This is a genomic window from Pandoraea commovens, assembly GCF_902459615.1.
Taxonomy (GTDB): domain Bacteria; phylum Pseudomonadota; class Gammaproteobacteria; order Burkholderiales; family Burkholderiaceae; genus Pandoraea; species Pandoraea commovens.
In genome coordinates this window covers 577,225-592,685 of sequence record NZ_CABPSA010000002.1, presented here as the reverse complement: position 1 = coordinate 592,685, position 15,461 = coordinate 577,225, and the positions used below count along the sequence as shown (strand labels likewise).

13 protein-coding genes are annotated in these 15,461 nt (G+C 64.9%); 3 read left to right on the top strand and 10 right to left on the bottom strand.

The features are described from left to right. Positions 1 to 44 precede the first annotated feature (44 nt). Positions 45 to 539, bottom strand: coding sequence for a Fur family transcriptional regulator (locus tag PCO31010_RS08815; protein WP_039394764.1), 495 nt, complete (start codon positions 537 to 539; stop codon positions 45 to 47). Positions 540 to 728: 189 nt separating this feature from the next. On the opposite strand from PCO31010_RS08815, the gene PCO31010_RS08810 reads away from it, so the two are divergent. After that, on the top strand, positions 729 to 1,601 hold the full coding sequence (locus PCO31010_RS08810) for a DMT family transporter (protein ID WP_150663915.1): 873 nt from the start codon (positions 729 to 731) through the stop codon (positions 1,599 to 1,601). 36 nt (positions 1,602 to 1,637) lie between these two features. Here PCO31010_RS08810 and PCO31010_RS08805 read toward each other — a convergent pair whose 3' ends face one another. The 5 genes from PCO31010_RS08805 to PCO31010_RS08785 form a co-directional block, all read right to left on the bottom strand. Then, positions 1,638 to 2,852, bottom strand: coding sequence for a class I SAM-dependent rRNA methyltransferase (locus PCO31010_RS08805; protein WP_150663914.1), 1,215 nt, complete (start codon positions 2,850 to 2,852; stop codon positions 1,638 to 1,640). Positions 2,853 to 3,071: 219 nt separating this feature from the next. Further along, complete coding sequence (gene xerC / locus PCO31010_RS08800) at positions 3,072 to 4,055, bottom strand: tyrosine recombinase XerC (RefSeq protein ID WP_425495007.1); 984 nt, start codon at positions 4,053 to 4,055, stop codon at positions 3,072 to 3,074. A 55-nt stretch (positions 4,056 to 4,110) separates the two neighbouring features. Then, positions 4,111 to 4,779, bottom strand: coding sequence for a DUF484 family protein (locus tag PCO31010_RS08795; RefSeq protein WP_150663912.1), 669 nt, complete (start codon positions 4,777 to 4,779; stop codon positions 4,111 to 4,113). A 147-nt stretch (positions 4,780 to 4,926) separates the two neighbouring features. Continuing rightward, the gene (dapF, locus tag PCO31010_RS08790) at positions 4,927 to 5,778 is read right to left on the bottom strand and encodes a diaminopimelate epimerase (RefSeq protein ID WP_150663911.1); all 852 of its coding nucleotides are present in this window, start codon (positions 5,776 to 5,778) and stop codon (positions 4,927 to 4,929) included. Between the two features lie 43 nt (positions 5,779 to 5,821). Then, a complete protein-coding gene (locus tag PCO31010_RS08785) occupies positions 5,822 to 6,718 on the bottom strand; it encodes a lipid A biosynthesis lauroyl acyltransferase (RefSeq protein WP_150663910.1) in 897 nt (298 codons plus the stop codon). 187 nt (positions 6,719 to 6,905) lie between these two features. Here PCO31010_RS08785 and metK point away from each other — a divergent pair, with 187 nt between their 5' ends. Further along, entirely contained in the window at positions 6,906 to 8,084 is a 1,179-nt protein-coding gene (gene metK / locus PCO31010_RS08780) for a methionine adenosyltransferase (protein ID WP_150575112.1), read from the top strand. 130 nt (positions 8,085 to 8,214) lie between these two features. On the opposite strand, the gene PCO31010_RS08775 is transcribed toward metK, so the two are convergent. Both PCO31010_RS08775 and PCO31010_RS08770 read right to left on the bottom strand, forming a co-directional pair. Beyond that, a complete protein-coding gene (locus PCO31010_RS08775; protein WP_150664200.1) occupies positions 8,215 to 9,579 on the bottom strand; it encodes a coniferyl aldehyde dehydrogenase in 1,365 nt (454 codons plus the stop codon). Between the two features lie 213 nt (positions 9,580 to 9,792). Next, on the bottom strand, positions 9,793 to 11,457 hold the full coding sequence (locus PCO31010_RS08770) for an isovaleryl-CoA dehydrogenase (RefSeq protein WP_150663909.1): 1,665 nt from the start codon (positions 11,455 to 11,457) through the stop codon (positions 9,793 to 9,795). Positions 11,458 to 11,766: 309 nt separating this feature from the next. Between PCO31010_RS08770 and PCO31010_RS08765 the strand changes: the two genes are divergently transcribed. Then, complete coding sequence (locus PCO31010_RS08765) at positions 11,767 to 13,500, top strand: GMC family oxidoreductase (RefSeq protein WP_246184513.1); 1,734 nt, start codon at positions 11,767 to 11,769, stop codon at positions 13,498 to 13,500. Here the strand turns inward: PCO31010_RS08765 and PCO31010_RS08760 are convergent. Beyond that, a complete protein-coding gene (locus PCO31010_RS08760; RefSeq protein WP_246184512.1) occupies positions 13,471 to 14,361 on the bottom strand; it encodes a prepilin peptidase in 891 nt (296 codons plus the stop codon). The two genes, PCO31010_RS08765 and PCO31010_RS08760, sit on opposite strands and share 30 nt — an antisense overlap. A gap of 2 nt (positions 14,362 to 14,363) precedes the next feature. Next, a complete protein-coding gene (locus PCO31010_RS08755) occupies positions 14,364 to 15,455 on the bottom strand; it encodes a type II secretion system F family protein (protein ID WP_150663908.1) in 1,092 nt (363 codons plus the stop codon). Between the last annotated feature and the right edge of the window lie 6 nt (positions 15,456 to 15,461).

Sequence of the window (15,461 nt, the reverse complement as noted above, 5' to 3'; positions counted from 1 at the left end):
ATGATGCGGCGCATCGGAATGCGCCGGCGGCGGCGTGTGCCGTGTCAGTTGGTGGCGCCCGCACATTGGGCGCAGGTGCCATGAATCAGCAGCTCGACCTGTTCGCCCACGAAACCCTTGGGCAGACGCTTGAGTTCGCGCTCACTCAATTGGGGATGCTGGGGCCAATCGTCAAGACAAAAAGTTCGATGGCAGCGTACACAGCGGAAATGACCGTGCTGCGTATGCGGACGCGGCGCGCTCGCACGCTCGGGATCGACGTGCTCGGCCATGACGAAGCGGAAGATACGGTCGTCGCCCGCCTGCTTGATCGCCCAGCCCTGCGCGACCAGCCAGTCGAGCACGCGGTAGGCCGTCACGCGGTCGAGCGGATCGGCGTCGGTGGCCAGATCGGCCAGCACTTCCTGATGTGTGAGCGGGCGGCCTGCCTTGAGCAGCAAGGCCAGCACACGAACACGCCCCGAAGTCACGCGGCCCGATTGCTCCTGCAAGCTCGTGCGGGCGGCTTCCAGATACGGTTGTAATTGAGTAAGGCTCATGAATCGATTTAAGCACAGCGCCGTCAGCGCTGCAACCGAGTTGCAAATTGGTCCGGACGGCCCCGAGGTTGCCTCATTTGGACCAGGAATGGCGGGATATTAGCCGACGAATGGGATGAGATCGGGGCGACGTGACGGGAAGTGAACCGGCAATGCGTCATACAATTGACACAAAAAACCCCCTTCGTCATGTCGCTCACCGCCCTCGCCCTCGTCGTCACCGCCGCGTTTCTGCACGCCACCTGGAATTTCGTCGCCAAGCGCATCGATACGCGCGAAGGCGGTGGCCCGCAACTGGTCTTCCTCTACGCCCTGCTGACCGTCGTGATCTACACGCCGCTGGCGCTGTATTTCCTCGCGGGACAAGCCAGTTGGCCGTCAGCGCTCGGCTGGGGTGTCATCACCGTCAGCGCTCTGTTGCATTACGGCTACACCCTGGTCTTGCAGCGCGGCTACCGCGTGGGCGATCTCTCGGTCGTCTACCCGCTCGCACGCGGCACAGGCCCGTTGCTGTCGTCCATCGGCGCCATCGTGCTGCTGGGCGAACGCCCGGGCTGGCTGGCGCTGGTGGGCATTGCGCTGGTCGTGTGTGGCGTGCTGGTGATCGCCGGTGGCGAACGCCTGTTCCGGCGCGGCAGCATGCACGCGGGCGCAGGCTGGGGCGTGCTGACGGGCGGATTCATCGCGGCGTATACGCTGGCAGATGCCTACGCCATCCGCACCCTGATGCTCGCGCCGCTCGTCTACTACTACCTGGAAAACGTGCTGCGGGTCGTGTTGTCCGCGCCGACGGCACTCTCCCGTCCGACCCGCATCGCCGTGCTGTGGCAGGCCAACTGGCGCAAGATCCTGATCATTTCCACGATCTCGCCGATGTCCTACTTCCTGATCCTGACGGCGCTCAAGTACGCGCCCGTCTCGCACGTCGCCCCGGCGCGGGAGATGTCGATGATGGTCGCCGCGCTGCTCGGCGTGCGGGTGCTGGGAGAGGGAGAGATGCACCGCCGCGTGGGCGGTGCCGTACTGATCGCCTTGGGCGTGGTCGGTCTGACGCTGGGTTGATACCCGGCGGACGGGCCACACCAAGAAAGCAAGCACTCACATCCGCTGCAACCAAAGTCCCTTGAGGTATTCGCCTTCGGGGAATTGCGTGAGCATCGGGTGATCCATGCCAGCCGACAGGCGACGCAGGATACGCGCGTCGACACCGGCATCGACGGCTGCACCGGCCACGATCTTCTGGAACAGATCGGCATCGATCGCGCCCGAGCACGAGTAGGTGAGCAACTGACCGCCCGGACGCAGCAGACGGAAGCCCGCCATGTTGATGTCCTTGTACGCACGCGCAGCGCGGTCCACGTGATGCGCCGACGGCGCGAACTTCGGCGGGTCGAGCACGATCATGTCGAACGTGCGGCCTTCTTCGCGCAGGGCACGCAGCGTCTTGAAGACGTCCGCATCGCGCCACTCGGCACGGGCGGCGTCGAAACCGTTCAGTTCGACGTTGCGCGCGCCAATCGCCAGCGCCTCTCCCGACGAATCGATCGACAGCACGCTCTGCGCACCACCTGCCAGCGCCGCCAGCGAGAAGCCACCGGTGTAGCAGAAGCAGTTCAGCACGTCGCGGCCCTTGGCCTGTTGCTGAACGAGCCGACGGTTGTCGCGCTGGTCGACGTAGAAGCCGGTCTTGTGGCCATTACGCACGTCGACGTAATACTTCACGCCGTTTTCGTGGGTCGTCAGCAACTCGGGGGCTTCGGGCGGCTCGGCCCCGGCCAGCACGCCGGTAATGCTCGGCAGCCCTTCGCGCTCGCGCACCGCCGCGTCGGAACGCTCATAGACGTTCGGGCAGCCGGTCGCGCCCACAAGCGCCTTGGTAATGGCGTCCTTCCAGGCTTCAACGCCCGCCGCCATGAACTGGCAGACGAGCTGATCGGTCTCCGGCTGGCCCGGCGCGGACTGATAACGGTCGACGATCAGGCCCGGCAGGCCGTCGGCCTCACCGAAGAGCAGACGCGTCGCGCCCGTGTCGTGGACCATCTCTTCGCGGTACGCCAGCGCCGCCGACACGCGACGCTTGAAGAACGCGTGATCGACCGGCTCGTTTTCGTTGAACGTCCACACGCGGGCGCGGATGGCCGACACCGGGCTGAACGCGGCGCGCGCGAGGAAACGGCCGTCGGCGGCCCGCACCACGACCGTAGCACCGGAGGCCGGATTGCCGTCCACACGCGCCACGGCGGTGGCGTAAATCCAGGGGTGACGGCGCAGCAAGGACTTTTCTTTGCCGGGCTTGAGGGTCAAGGTATTCATGCGGGACGGACCAACGGTTGCATTCGGGTGACGGGCAAGTCTCGCGGCACGGCGGGCCGATGCAGCTGCTACGGCTCGGCCACACGCGGGAGGCCTCCGGCGCACGGACGGCACAACGCACAACGTGCGGGACTTGCTGGGGAAGGACGCGATTCTACACCGACTCGGCGCGCACGCCGTAAAGCGCATCGTCAGCGCGATGCGACATCGGGGCCAGCCTCACGGCTTCTTGCGTGAGCGCGGATGCGCCTGATCGTAGACCTTGGCGAGGTGCTGGAAATCGAGCTTCGTGTAGATCTGCGTCGTCGAAATATTGCTGTGGCCGAGCATTTCCTGCACGGCCCGGAGATCGCCGGACGATTGCAACACATGCGTCGCGAACGAGTGACGCAGCATGTGCGGATGCACGTGCGTCGGCAGTCCGGCGGCCAGCGCATGCCGCTCCAGCCCCTGCTGCACCGCGCGCGCGCCGATGCGCTTGCCGCGCGCCGACAGGAACAGGGCGTGCGGCTCGGCCGTCGCCAGCGGCGTGCGCATCTCCAGCCATTGCGCCAGCGCCTGCGCGGCCTTCTCGCCCACCGGCACGCGACGCCGCTTGTTGCCCTTGCCCGTCACGACGACCTCGCGCTCGGCCAGATCCAGCCAGCTCGCAGAACGGTAGCCGTCGGCCTCGACGTAACGATGGTCAAGCCCCGTCAGTTCCGACAGACGCAGACCCGACGAGTAAAGCAGTTCGAACATTGCGCGATTGCGCACGGCCTCGGCCGACGTGCCCGTCGCGAACTCGACAAGCGCCGACGCCTGATCGGGCGACAGTGCCTTGGGCAACGGTTTGGGTTGTTTGGGTGCGCGCACGCCTTCGACGGGATTCGCAGCGAGCGCGGTGCGCTGAGCGAGCCACGCGAAGTAGCCGCGCCAGGCGGAGAGCTTGCGGGCAATCGAGCGGCCGACCAGCCCCTCGCTATGCAGCTTCATCACGAAGCGGCGGATGTCGCCGTGTTGCAGCGATTCGAGCGCACGACCGCCCGCGAGACGCTGCAACTGACGCAGGTCGCGCGTGTAGTTTTCCAGGGTGAGCGCCGCGAGCTTGCGCTCGCTGGCCAGCGACGTCAGATAGGTGCGGATGCCCGGCTCAAGCGGCGGTTCAGGCGGCGAGTCAGGCGGCGAGTCAGGAGACAATTCAGGCGACGTGTCGTGCGTCACCCCGGTCGCCCCGCGCGTCCCCTTTCCCTTGCCAGCCGCCGCTCCGGAGCGCATTTCAGTCGTTGGCGCGCAGCTTGCCGAGGGCAGCACCGGCCAGTTCGCCGATCTGCGTGAGGAAGTCGGTTGCCATGCCTTCATGGAAGCGGCGTGCGTCTTCCGAGCCCATGACGAGCAGGCCGAAGACCGGGCCGTCGGTCACTTGCGGGTCGCGCAACGCGAGCAGTGCGACGGACGCGGGATCGCTCGGCGCGCCCAACCATGTCACCGCTTCGAAGCCCGTGTTCGCGCCGCAGTACGGCGTGACCAGGCTCGTCGCGAAAATCTTCACTTCTTCGCTGACGCTGCGGGCGAACTCGGCCGGTTGATACGGCGCGGCCACGTTCCACAGACGCACAGCCGCGAACGGCACATTGAAGACGTCGCGCAGACCACGGGCAATCGCCTCGGGCAGCGCGTGCGGGTCACGCTCGCCCAGCAGACCGAGGGTCCAGCGGTGCAGCTTGCCCGAGATATCGTCGTTTTCGTGGCCGTAGCGCATCAGTTCGGCGAGGCGTCGCTCGATCTGCTTGGTCTTCTCGCGCTGCATCTCGATCTGACGCTCCTGCAACGACACCGCCCGCTGGCCGTGCGGGCTGGTGAGCCGCACACCAGCCAGCAATTCGGCATGGCGCTCGAAGAAGTCGGGATGCGCAATCAGGTATTCCGCAATATCTCGGTCGTTCATGAATGTCCGTCTGCTGTTCGTCAACTGCCGCCTGTCGTACCTCATATTCGATACGCCGAACACAAGGGTGACGTGCGGCCGCCTGGGTCGCTAAATCAGAATCCGTCTGAAACCAATGCCATGCTGCCTGCCCTGACGCCGAAGACGTCAGACTTCGATCGTACCCTCGAAGACCGTGGCAGCCGGTCCCGTCATGATGACCGGACCGCTTGCGCCGTCCCAGTCGATGGTGAGCGTGCCGCCGTGCGTCTCGATGGCAACAGGTGCCTTGAGCAGACCGCGACGGATGCCCGCCACTGCCGCCGCGCACGCGCCCGTACCGCAGGCCAGCGTTTCGCCCGCGCCGCGCTCGTACACGCGCAGCCGCGCTTCGTGCTGACTCACCACTTGCAGGAAACCGGCGTTCACCCGGCGCGGGAAGCGGGGGTGACGCTCGACCAGCGGGCCGTCCGTCTCGACCGGCGCGGTGTCGACGTTATCCACCACCTGCACGGCGTGCGGATTGCCCATCGAGACCACGGAAATCCAGGTCGTCTTGCCGGCGATGTCGAGCGGCCAGAGCGTGTCGTCGCCCTCGCGGCGGCCTTCCAGGCCGGACGCGTCGAACGGCACATCGGACGGCGTGAGAATCGGTGCGCCCATATCCACGCTGACCTGGCCGTCTTCACGCATCGTGAGCGTAATCACGCCCTGCTGCACTTCGACCCGCACCGTCTGCTTGTCGGTCAGGCCGGTGTCGCGCACGAACTTGACGAAGCAGCGCGCGCCGTTGCCGCAATGCTCGACCTCGCCGCCGTCGGCGTTGAAGATGCGATAGCGGAAGTCCACGCCCGGCATGGCGGAGCGTTCGACGAGCAGCAACTGATCCGCGCCAACGCCAAAGTGGCGGTCGGCGAGCGCACGCCACTGTTCGGGCGTGAAATCGATGGTCTGCGAGATGCCGTCGATCACGACGAAGTCGTTCCCGGCGCCTTGCATCTTGGTGAATTTGAGCTTCATGCCGCTATTGTAGTGGAGAAGGTCGACGCGCATCCGGTGCCGGTCAATAGACGCCCGGCTGTCCCTCGGGGCGCGTCTTGAAACGCTTGTGGACCCAGTAATACTGCTCCGGCATCTTGAGAATCTGCTCTTCGAGGAAGGCGTTCATGCGGCGTGCGTCGGCGTCCGGGTCGCCGCTGGGGTAGTTTTCCCAGATCGGGAACACTTTCAGACGGTAGCCCTTGAAGTTAGGCAGCACTTCGCCGATGAACGGCAGAATCTGCGCCCGGCCGACTTCCGCCAGTCGCGACACCGACGTCAGCGTGCAGGTCTCGACCCCGAAGAACGGCACGAACGTGGAGTTTCGCGCGCCGTAGTCCATATCGGCCGCCAGCATGACCGGCTTCTTCTTGCGGAACATGCGCAGCACGTCGCGCGCGCTGTCGCCGCGCGGGATCATCTCGGCATCGAAACGGCCGCGTTGCTCGCGGGCCATGGCGTCGAACGCCGGGTTCGACATCGGCGTATAGAGCGAGGCGCAGGGCCGGTGCAGCGAGTAGTTGATGAACACGGACGCCGCCTCGATGCCCACGAAGTGGAAGCCGAGCAGAATCGTGGGGGGCATGTCCGGGGCGCGGAGATCGACGGCCGAATCGAGTTCGATAAGCCGTTCGAGCTTCTTGCCGCTGCCAAACCACTGAAAGCTGCGCTCGGCGTAGCTCCGGATCGCATGGACGAAGGACGCCCGCGCCACGCGCTCGCGGGTGGCATCGTCCCAATGGGGGAAACAGAGCCGCAGATTGGTGTGCACCACCCGCTTCCGGGAGCTGGGAATCGAGTACAGCACATGGCCGACGCCTGCGCCAAAGCGCGCGACCCAGCTATAGGGCAGCAGGTTGAGTCCGCGCAGCAAACCCACGCTGAGGTAGTACCCGAGGGATTTCTTGGGAGTGGTAGCCATGTCGCAAGCAGGATTTCTTCAGGGGCGTATAATAAGCGACATCGCCGAGTTAACTGACAACTTGCGGGGCGATTCGAGTGAGCCACCATACATAGGCAGCCCATTCGACCAACTTTCCGCTAAAGCGTCGCCGCTTCTCCTCCGATGACGGCAACGTGAGTCGCCAAATACGTTAGAGGAGCCACAAGTGGCGAACGACTATCTCTTTACCTCCGAATCCGTCTCCGAAGGTCACCCGGACAAGGTCGCCGACCAGATCTCGGATGCCGTTCTCGATGCCATCCTGACGCAAGACAAGTACGCGCGCGTTGCTGCGGAAACGCTCTGCAACACGGGTCTCGTCGTGCTCGCAGGTGAAATCACCACGACTGCCACGGTCGACTATCAGCAAGTCGCACGCGAAACGATCCGTCGCATCGGTTACGACAACACCGACTACGGCATCGACTACAAGGGCTGCGCCGTGCTGGTCGCCTACGACCGCCAGTCGCCGGACATCGCTCAGGGCGTGGACCGCGCACACGACGACAACCTCGATCAGGGTGCAGGCGACCAGGGCCTCATGTTCGGCTACGCCTGCGACGAAACGCCGGAACTCATGCCGCTGCCGATCTACCTGTCGCACCGTCTGGTCGAGCGCCAGTCGCAAGTGCGCCGTGACGGTCGTCTGCCGTGGCTGCGTCCGGACGCCAAGTCCCAGGTCACCATCAAGTACGAAAACGGCCGTCCGCACAGCATCGACACGGTGGTGCTCTCGACGCAACACGCGCCGGACATCGCGCTCGAAGCGCTGCGCGAAGCCGTCATCGAAGAAGTCATCAAGCCGGTGCTGCCGGCCGACCTGATCAAGGGCGACATCAAGTTCCTGGTGAACCCGACCGGCCGTTTCGTGATCGGTGGCCCGCAAGGCGACGCCGGCCTCACGGGCCGCAAGATCATCGTCGACACGTACGGCGGTGCCGCACCGCACGGTGGCGGCGCGTTCTCGGGCAAGGATCCGTCGAAGGTCGACCGTTCGGCAGCCTACGCTGGCCGTTACGTCGCGAAGAACATCGTCGCCGCAGGTCTGGCGTCGAAGTGCGTGATTCAGGTCTCGTACGCCATCGGCGTGGCGCGTCCGACGTCGGTCATGGTCAACACCTTCGGCACGGGCAAGATCAGCGATCAGCGCATCGCCGAGCTGGTCGAGAAGCACTTCGACCTGCGTCCGAAGGGCATCATCCAGATGCTGGACCTGCTGCGTCCGATCTACGAGAAGACCGCCGCTTACGGCCACTTCGGCCGCGAAGAGCCGGAATTCTCGTGGGAAGCCACGGATCGTGCCGACGCCCTGCTGGCCGACGCCGGTCTGCGCGCTGTCGCCTGATTCGGCGAAGTCGCTTCACGGCTGGCGCCGGTTTCGACCGGCGTCAGTCAGACAAAACCCCCGTCCGGGTCAAACCGGCGGGGGTTTTGTTTTGGGCTGCTTGATCGTACTGCGACGACATGCCCGGCCCTCAGCGCAGCAGTAGCTTCATCATCGCGGCGAACCGCTTGCCGTACGGCGGGTTGAGCAGACCGCCGCCATTCCAGCGTGCCTGACGGAAGATCGGCTTCTCCTTCGAGAAGGTGCGGAATCCCGCCTCGCCGTGATAGCCGCCCATACCCGACGGCCCCACGCCACTGAACGGCAACGAATGCTCGGCCACGTGCAGCAACGTGTCGTTGATCGTCACGCCGCCAGAGATGGTCCCGTCCACCACCTGATCGATGCGCGCATTGTCGGTGTCGAACATGTATAACGCGAGCGGACGCGGACGCTCGTTCACGTACGCAATCGCGGCGTCCAGATCGTCATAGGGCACCACCGGCAGCAGCGGCCCGAAGATCTCCTCACGCATCACGCGCATGCCGTCGTGCACACCCGTCAGCACGACCGGCGGCAGACGTCTGCGCGCCGCCTGTGCCGGGGCGTCGCACAAGGGGTGGGACGTAGCGCCCTGCGCGGCCGCCTCATCCGCCAGCCCGGACAGCCGCTCGAAGTGACGCGTCGACACGATGCTCGTGTATTGCGGGTTGTTCACGGCATCCGGGTAGAGGCGCGACGCCACCTGCCGCGCCGTCGCCACGAACGTATCGAGCTTTTCGCGCGGCACCAGCACGTAGTCGGGGGCGACGCACGTCTGCCCCGCATTGAGCAGCTTGCCGAGCATGATGCGCTCCACGGCGTGTTCCCAGCGCGCACCCGGGCCGATGATCGCGGGCGACTTGCCGCCGAGTTCCAGCGTCACCGGCGTGAGATGCTCGCTGGCTGCGCGCATCACGTGGTGGCCGATCGACGTCGCCCCGGTAAACAGCAGATGGTCGAACGGCAGCGACGAAAAGGCGCGTGCAACCTGCGCGTCGCCGGTCACGACGGTCACCCATTCCGGCGGGAACGTCTCGGCGATGGCCGACGCAAACACTTCCGCAAAACGCGGCGTGACTTCCGAAACCTTGATCATCACGCGGTTGCCTGCGGCCAGTGCGTCGGTGAGCGGTCCCACAGCGAGAAACAGCGGGTAGTTCCACGGCACGATCACACCGACGACACCCAGCGGCTGGGGAACAATCGCGCGGCGCGCAGGCAGGAGCCAGAGGTTTGCCCAACCCGACGAGCCACGCATCCAGCGACGTGTGTGCGACAGCGCATGCTTCAGATTGCCCAGCGAGGGAAACAATTCGAGCATGTCGGTCTCTTCTTGCGACCGCCCGCCGAAGTCCTCATCGATGGCCTTCGCGAAGGGCGCACGATACTTGTGCAACATGTCCATCAGCGCCGTCAGATGACGTTTGCGGGTCGGCCAGTCGACTTGCGGGGCGGCATCGTGCGCGTGACGCATTGCGTCAAAGCGTGGCAACAGCAAGGCGCGCGCCAGATCGTCGTCATGCGACGTCTGCAAGGTCGCTGCTTCGTGCAGCCCGCCCCCGCCCATCTCGTCCATGTGTCCCATGCCATTCCTCCCTGCGACTGCCGGTGCGTGAGTGCTCCGGCCGCTGTCGTGTCGATATGTTGTCGTTATATGAAGTCGATGTGTCGTGTCTTACGTCATGCCCTACGCAAGAAACGCTCTGTCGAGCCACGCGCGTTGAACACCGACTGGAATCGTGTCCGGCATCACGCCGTAGACACGTCCGCCTGCGTTCGCGAAACGGCTCTCGATGAACCCGTGCGCCAGTTCGGACGGCGCATGTTCCAACAACAGCGCGGCCTGTGACAGCAGCACGATCTGTTGTGCGATGGCACGCGCGCGCACCGCGTGCGACGCGGGGTCGGCAGCGAGCCAGCCGTGCAATTGCGCGAGCGCGGCACGCAGCGTCGCGTGCGATCCGACGCGTTCGCCGAGCCACTGAAACCAGCTTTGCGCGACGTCCGGTTCGCGGCTCATGGCACGCAGCACGTCCAGACACATCACGTTGCCCGAACCTTCCCAGATCGAATTGACGGGCGCTTCGCGATACAGACGCGCCAGCGGCCCCGTCTCGACATACCCGTTGCCACCCCACACTTCCATGCATTCGCCCGCGAGTTCGAGCGCGCGCTTGCACACCCAAAACTTCGCGGCGGGCAGCACGATGCGTCGCCATGCCCGCTCGACGGGTGAGTCGTCGTCCGACAGGCTCGCGTCGAAAGCACGCGCGAGTCGCATCGCCAGCCATGTCGCCGCCTCCGACTCCAACGCGAGATCGGCAAGCACCGCCGTCATCAGGTCCTGATCGACGAGTTTTGCGCCGAACGCGGTGCGATGCCGCGCATGATGAATCGCTTGCACGACGCCCGCGCGCATCATCGCCGCGCTACCTAGCACGCAGTCGAGGCGCGTGTAAGTCGCCATTTCGATAATCGTGGGCACACCGCGGCCGGGCGCTCCCACACGCGTGCCATACGCGCCCTGAAATTCCACTTCGCTGCTCGCGTTCGAGCGATTGCCGAGTTTGTCCTTGAGACGCTGAATCTGGACTGCGTTCTTGTGGCCGTCAGGCCGGTAGCGCGGCACGAAGAAGCACGACAACGCGTCGCTGTCGCTATCGCGCGCGAGCACCAGATGCGCGTCGCACTGCGGCGCGGAGAAGAACCACTTATGACCGACGAGCGAGAATTCGCCATTGCCCACTTCAGTCGCGACGGTGGTGTTCGTGCGCACGTCGGAGCCGCCCTGCTTCTCCGTCATCCCCATGCCGATGAGCATGGTGTGCTTCTGCGCGAGCGGCACGTCGCGCGAATCGTGCTGCGGCGCGAGCAGTTTGTCCTTGATCGTGGCGAAGAGCGCCGGTTCCTTCGCCAGCACCGGAATGCTCGCGAACGTCATCGTCGTAGGGCACAGCGAACCGGCTTCGTTCTGCGCATGCAGAAAGTACGACGCCGTGCGCGCCGCCATCACCCCGCCGCGCGGATGCGCCCACGGCAGCGATTGCAGTTGTGCACCGCGCAAAAGCCCCATGAGCGAATGCCACGCGGGATGAAACGCGACGCGGTCGATACGATTACCTTGCGAATCGAAGGATTCCAGTTCCGGCTCGTGACGATTGGCGTCCTGCGCCCACTGCTGCACTTCGGCCTCGCCCACACGTGCGCCCTGACGATGCAACTCCTTCGCATGCCAGTCCGCATCGAACGCCGCCACAGCGGCTTGCAGCGCGGCGTCAGTCGCGTAGAGGTTGTAGTCCGTGAGCGGCGGCACCTGATTGGTGACGTCATGCGTCTGCCAGGCTTCAGTCATCCGTGTCTCCCTTGCGCGTCATCCCGAATGCCATACATGGGACGGTCACTTCAAGTCGATCATTTCATCATAGCGGCTAAGCCCTCGTGCTCGCACAAATTAGAGGAATGCTTCACTTCCCCCCCGGGCACACGCATTGTCTGCCTACAATGAGTGCCGCTGCAAAGTGACGTCGACGAGACGCCTCAGAGATCGACGCACACATGCCGCACAGGTATCGCCAAGCATCATAAAAACGAGCAGCACACGAAGCAGCGAACGCATTCAACAACAAAGTTGAAGCAGTGCCATCCAAGGGAGGATGACAGCATGGACTATGACTACGTCATTGTCGGCGGCGGCTCAGCCGGTTGCGCACTCGCGGCGCGTCTGGCGGACGGGTTGCCCGATCGCACCATCGCACTCGTCGAAGCCGGTCCGCCGGATAACAGCTTTCTCGTGCGTCTGCCGCTCGGCCTCGCAGCACTCGTGCCGTTCGCATCGCGCCGCAACTATGGCTATCGCACGACACCGCAGGCGGGACTGGCGGGACGTCAGGGTTATCAGCCACGCGGACGCGGTCTCGGCGGTTCCAGCTCGATCAACGCGATGATCTACACGCGTGGGCATCCGGACGACTACAACGACTGGGCACAGGCGGGCTGCACCGGCTGGGCATGGGACGACGTGCTGCCGTACTTCCGTCGCAACGAGAACAACGAGCGCGGCGCGAACGCATGGCATGGCGCAGGCGGCCCGCTCAACGTCGCCGATCTGCGCACCGTCAATCCGTTCTCCCAACACTATGTCGACGCCGCGCGCGAAGCGGGATTCCCCGTCAGCGACGACTTCAACGGCGAGCATTACGAAGGCGCGGGCATCTATCAGGTGACGCAGAAAGACGGTCAGCGATGGAACGCGGCGCGCGCCTATCTGCACGGCAAGACGCGCAACAACCTGCATGTGATCACCGACGCGCTGGTGCAGCGCATCGTGTTCGACGGCAAGCGCGCGACGGGCATCAAGCTGCAACGGCAAGGCACCGTGCAAACGATTCATGCGCGCGCCGAAGTCGTGCTGAGCGCAGGCGCGTTCAACTCGCCGCAGTTGCTGATGTGCTCGGGCATCGGCCCGGCCGATCAGCTGCGCGCGCACGGCCTGGACGTTCGGGTGGACGCACCGGGCGTGGGCGAAAACTTGCAGGATCACATCGATTTCATCGTCAACAAGTACATCGCGCATCGTGATCTCGTGGGCTACACGCCCGCAGGGCTGTGGCATCTGCTCACGCAAGGGATGGAATACCTGCGCGACCGGCGCGGTCTGTTCGCGAGCAACGTGGCGGAAGCCGGTGGCTTTCTGAAAAGCGAACCGTCGCTCGCGCGGCCCGACTTGCAGATGCACTTTCTCGTGGGCATTTGCGACAACCACAACCGGCGTCTGCATTTGCGGCGCGGTTTGTCGTTGCACGCGTGCGTGCTTCGGCCGAAGAGTCGCGGACGCGTCACGCTGGCGTCCGCCGACATGCGCGACGCGCCGCACATCGACCCGGCGTTTCTGCAAGCACAGGAAGATGTCGACACGCTGCTGCGCGGTGCGCGCGTGATTCGGCGCATTCTCGCGGCGCCGTCGCTCGCGAAGTTCGGTGGCGAAGAACTACACAGCCGGGGCGTGGAATCGGACGAAGCGCTGACGGCTTTGATCCGTGCGCGTGCCGACACCATCTATCACCCGGTCGGCACTTGCCGGATGGGCAGCGATGCGGCGTCGGTCGTCGACACGGAACTGCGGGTGCGCGGCGTGGAAGGTTTGCGCGTAGTCGATGCGTCCATCATGCCGACGCTCATCGGGGGCAACACCAACGCCCCGTCGATGATGATCGGAGAGAAGGCGGCGGACATGATGCTCGCGAGTGCGCGGGCATCGAATCAGGACGCAGGGAAGAACCTCAGCGCGCGTGGCGAGGCACGCGCCGTTGCCGATTTTTCGCCCGACGGCGCATCCGGCGTCGAAACGATGACCGCTTCCACCCCATTAGCCGCTCGTGCGCAGCCACAGGTCTAGGAACGGCTCGCCCCACAGCGCGCTCGCCAACGCACCAAGCACGAGCCATGGGCCGAACGGCATCGGCTCGCGCAGCACGCGGCCACGCACCAACCCATAGGCGGCGAACGCCAGCGTCGCAGCCACGGCGCCGAAGGCGAGCGTAAGCGGCACGCCGATCCATCCGAGCCACGCACCACAGGCGGCGACGAGCTTGGCGTCGCCGCCGCCGAGACCTTCGTGGTGCGTCAGCGCGCGGTACGCCGATCCGATCGTCCACATCACGACGTACCCGAGCGCGGCCCCCAACACCGCTTCGTCGACGGGCAGCGTCACGCCCATCACGCTGCATAACAGTCCCGCCCAAAGCAACGGCAACGTGAGCAAGTCCGGCAACAATCGCGTATCGATGTCGATGAGGGCAAGCGCCAGCGATGTCGCGCCGAAGCCGCACCATACGAGCATCGCAGCGTATTGCTTCGACGGCACGAATGTCCACGCCATCGCAGCGAACAGCACGCCAACGGCGATTTCGACAAGGGGATAACGCAGCGCAATCCGTGCGCCACAAGCGGCGCATCGCCCGCGCAGCCAGAGATAGCTGAAGACCGGGAAGTTGTGACGCGCCGCAATGCGCAATTCGCAATGCGGGCAGCGCGACGGCGGCCATGCGAGATTAAAGACCGGCGTCACCGGCGGAATCTGTCCCGACCACGCGGCGACTTCGCCCGCCCACTGCGTCTCCAGCATGCGCGGCAACCGGTAGACGACAACGTTCAGAAAGCTGCCCGCAAACAGTCCCAGCACGGCCATCGCCGCAGCGACCGCTTCACGCGGCAGCGCCTGAAATTCGCACCACAGGAATTCGAAAAGAGAGACCATCGTCAGAACATCGATTGCGCGTACTCGCCCGCCGCATGGCCAATCTGCAACATGCCGCCCACGGTGAAGATGATCGTCAGGCCGACGAGCGCGAGAAGCACGGAGCGTAACGTGGCCGAGCGGGCCTGGATACGTTCCGCGACCTCTTCGATGGTCATCAACCCGATCTTGCGAATGCCCGCGTCGAAGTTGGTCCGCCCGGAGTACTCGACAAGCCGATCGAACACCTCCTCGTTGAAGATGCCCGTGTCCATCGCCTTGATCATGCTGCGCTCGCTCTTGAGCGACGCCCGCATACGCAGCAGATGCCACCGTAACCAAGGCGACGCCCGCGTAAGCAGCAGCGAGACGGCGTCGAACACAGAGGTCTTCGCACCTGTGAGCGCGGCGAGCGCCACGAGAAACTCGCCCGCGCGCACGTCGCGATACACGGCGTAAGGGCCGAAGTTGTCCAGGCGACGGCGAAGCGGTCCCGTCCACCGGCTGAACGAGTACGACATCAGCACGACAAGCGCGAACGGCAGGCCGTACAGGAGCGGCCACCAGTTCGCGACAAAGCTGGACATCGCATAGAGGCCCGCGCCGACCAGCGGAAATTTCTCCGGCGGCATGATCTCCGTCATGATCGGCATCATGCCGTAGGCCACGCCCAACTGAATCGCCGCGAGTAGTACCGACATGAAGATCGGCAACGCCACCGCACCCGCGATGACCGCGCGCGTTTGCTGCTGGAGCGTAACGACGCGCGCGAGAAAGCGCAACGTGCCGGGCAAATCACCCTTCTCGCCTGCCGCAATCACGACGAGGTCTTCCTCGGGAATCGTGCCCGCCCACGACTTTTGCAGGTTCTTCGAACTGGCCCGGTCTCGCCACACGGCGTACAACGGCGCCATCGGATTGCGACGCTCCTTCGCCCGCGCATAGCGGCGCGAGAACAGTTCGAACGGGTTCGCACCGTCTTCGATGGCGTCGGCGAAGTCGCTGTAGAACTTGGCGCGGGACTTGCGAAACTGGCGCTTGGCCTTCGTCAGGCCAGGATACGGATCGCGTGCGGGAGAGAGTTTGGCGAGCAGACGGTTAGCGGCTTCGATCATGGCATT

Bases quoted from the DNA above. Each gene is read 5' to 3' on its own strand.
- PCO31010_RS08815 (WP_039394764.1), bottom strand. From the start codon at position 539: ATGAGCCTTACTCAATTACAACCGTATCTGGAAGCCGCCCGCACGAGC.
- PCO31010_RS08810 (WP_150663915.1), top strand. From the start codon at position 729: ATGTCGCTCACCGCCCTCGCCCTCGTCGTCACCGCCGCGTTTCTGCAC.
- PCO31010_RS08805 (WP_150663914.1), bottom strand. From the start codon at position 2,852: ATGAATACCTTGACCCTCAAGCCCGGCAAAGAAAAGTCCTTGCTGCGC.
- PCO31010_RS08795 (WP_150663912.1), bottom strand. From the start codon at position 4,779: ATGAACGACCGAGATATTGCGGAATACCTGATTGCGCATCCCGACTTC.
- dapF (WP_150663911.1), bottom strand. From the start codon at position 5,778: ATGAAGCTCAAATTCACCAAGATGCAAGGCGCCGGGAACGACTTCGTC.
- PCO31010_RS08785 (WP_150663910.1), bottom strand. From the start codon at position 6,718: ATGGCTACCACTCCCAAGAAATCCCTCGGGTACTACCTCAGCGTGGGT.
- PCO31010_RS08775 (WP_150664200.1), bottom strand. From the start codon at position 9,579: ATGCGTCACGCGCACGATGCCGCCCCGCAAGTCGACTGGCCGACCCGC.
- PCO31010_RS08770 (WP_150663909.1), bottom strand. From the start codon at position 11,457: ATGACTGAAGCCTGGCAGACGCATGACGTCACCAATCAGGTGCCGCCG.
- PCO31010_RS08765 (WP_246184513.1), top strand. From the start codon at position 11,767: ATGGACTATGACTACGTCATTGTCGGCGGCGGCTCAGCCGGTTGCGCA.
- PCO31010_RS08760 (WP_246184512.1), bottom strand. From the start codon at position 14,361: ATGGTCTCTCTTTTCGAATTCCTGTGGTGCGAATTTCAGGCGCTGCCG.
- PCO31010_RS08755 (WP_150663908.1), bottom strand. From the start codon at position 15,455: ATGATCGAAGCCGCTAACCGTCTGCTCGCCAAACTCTCTCCCGCACGC.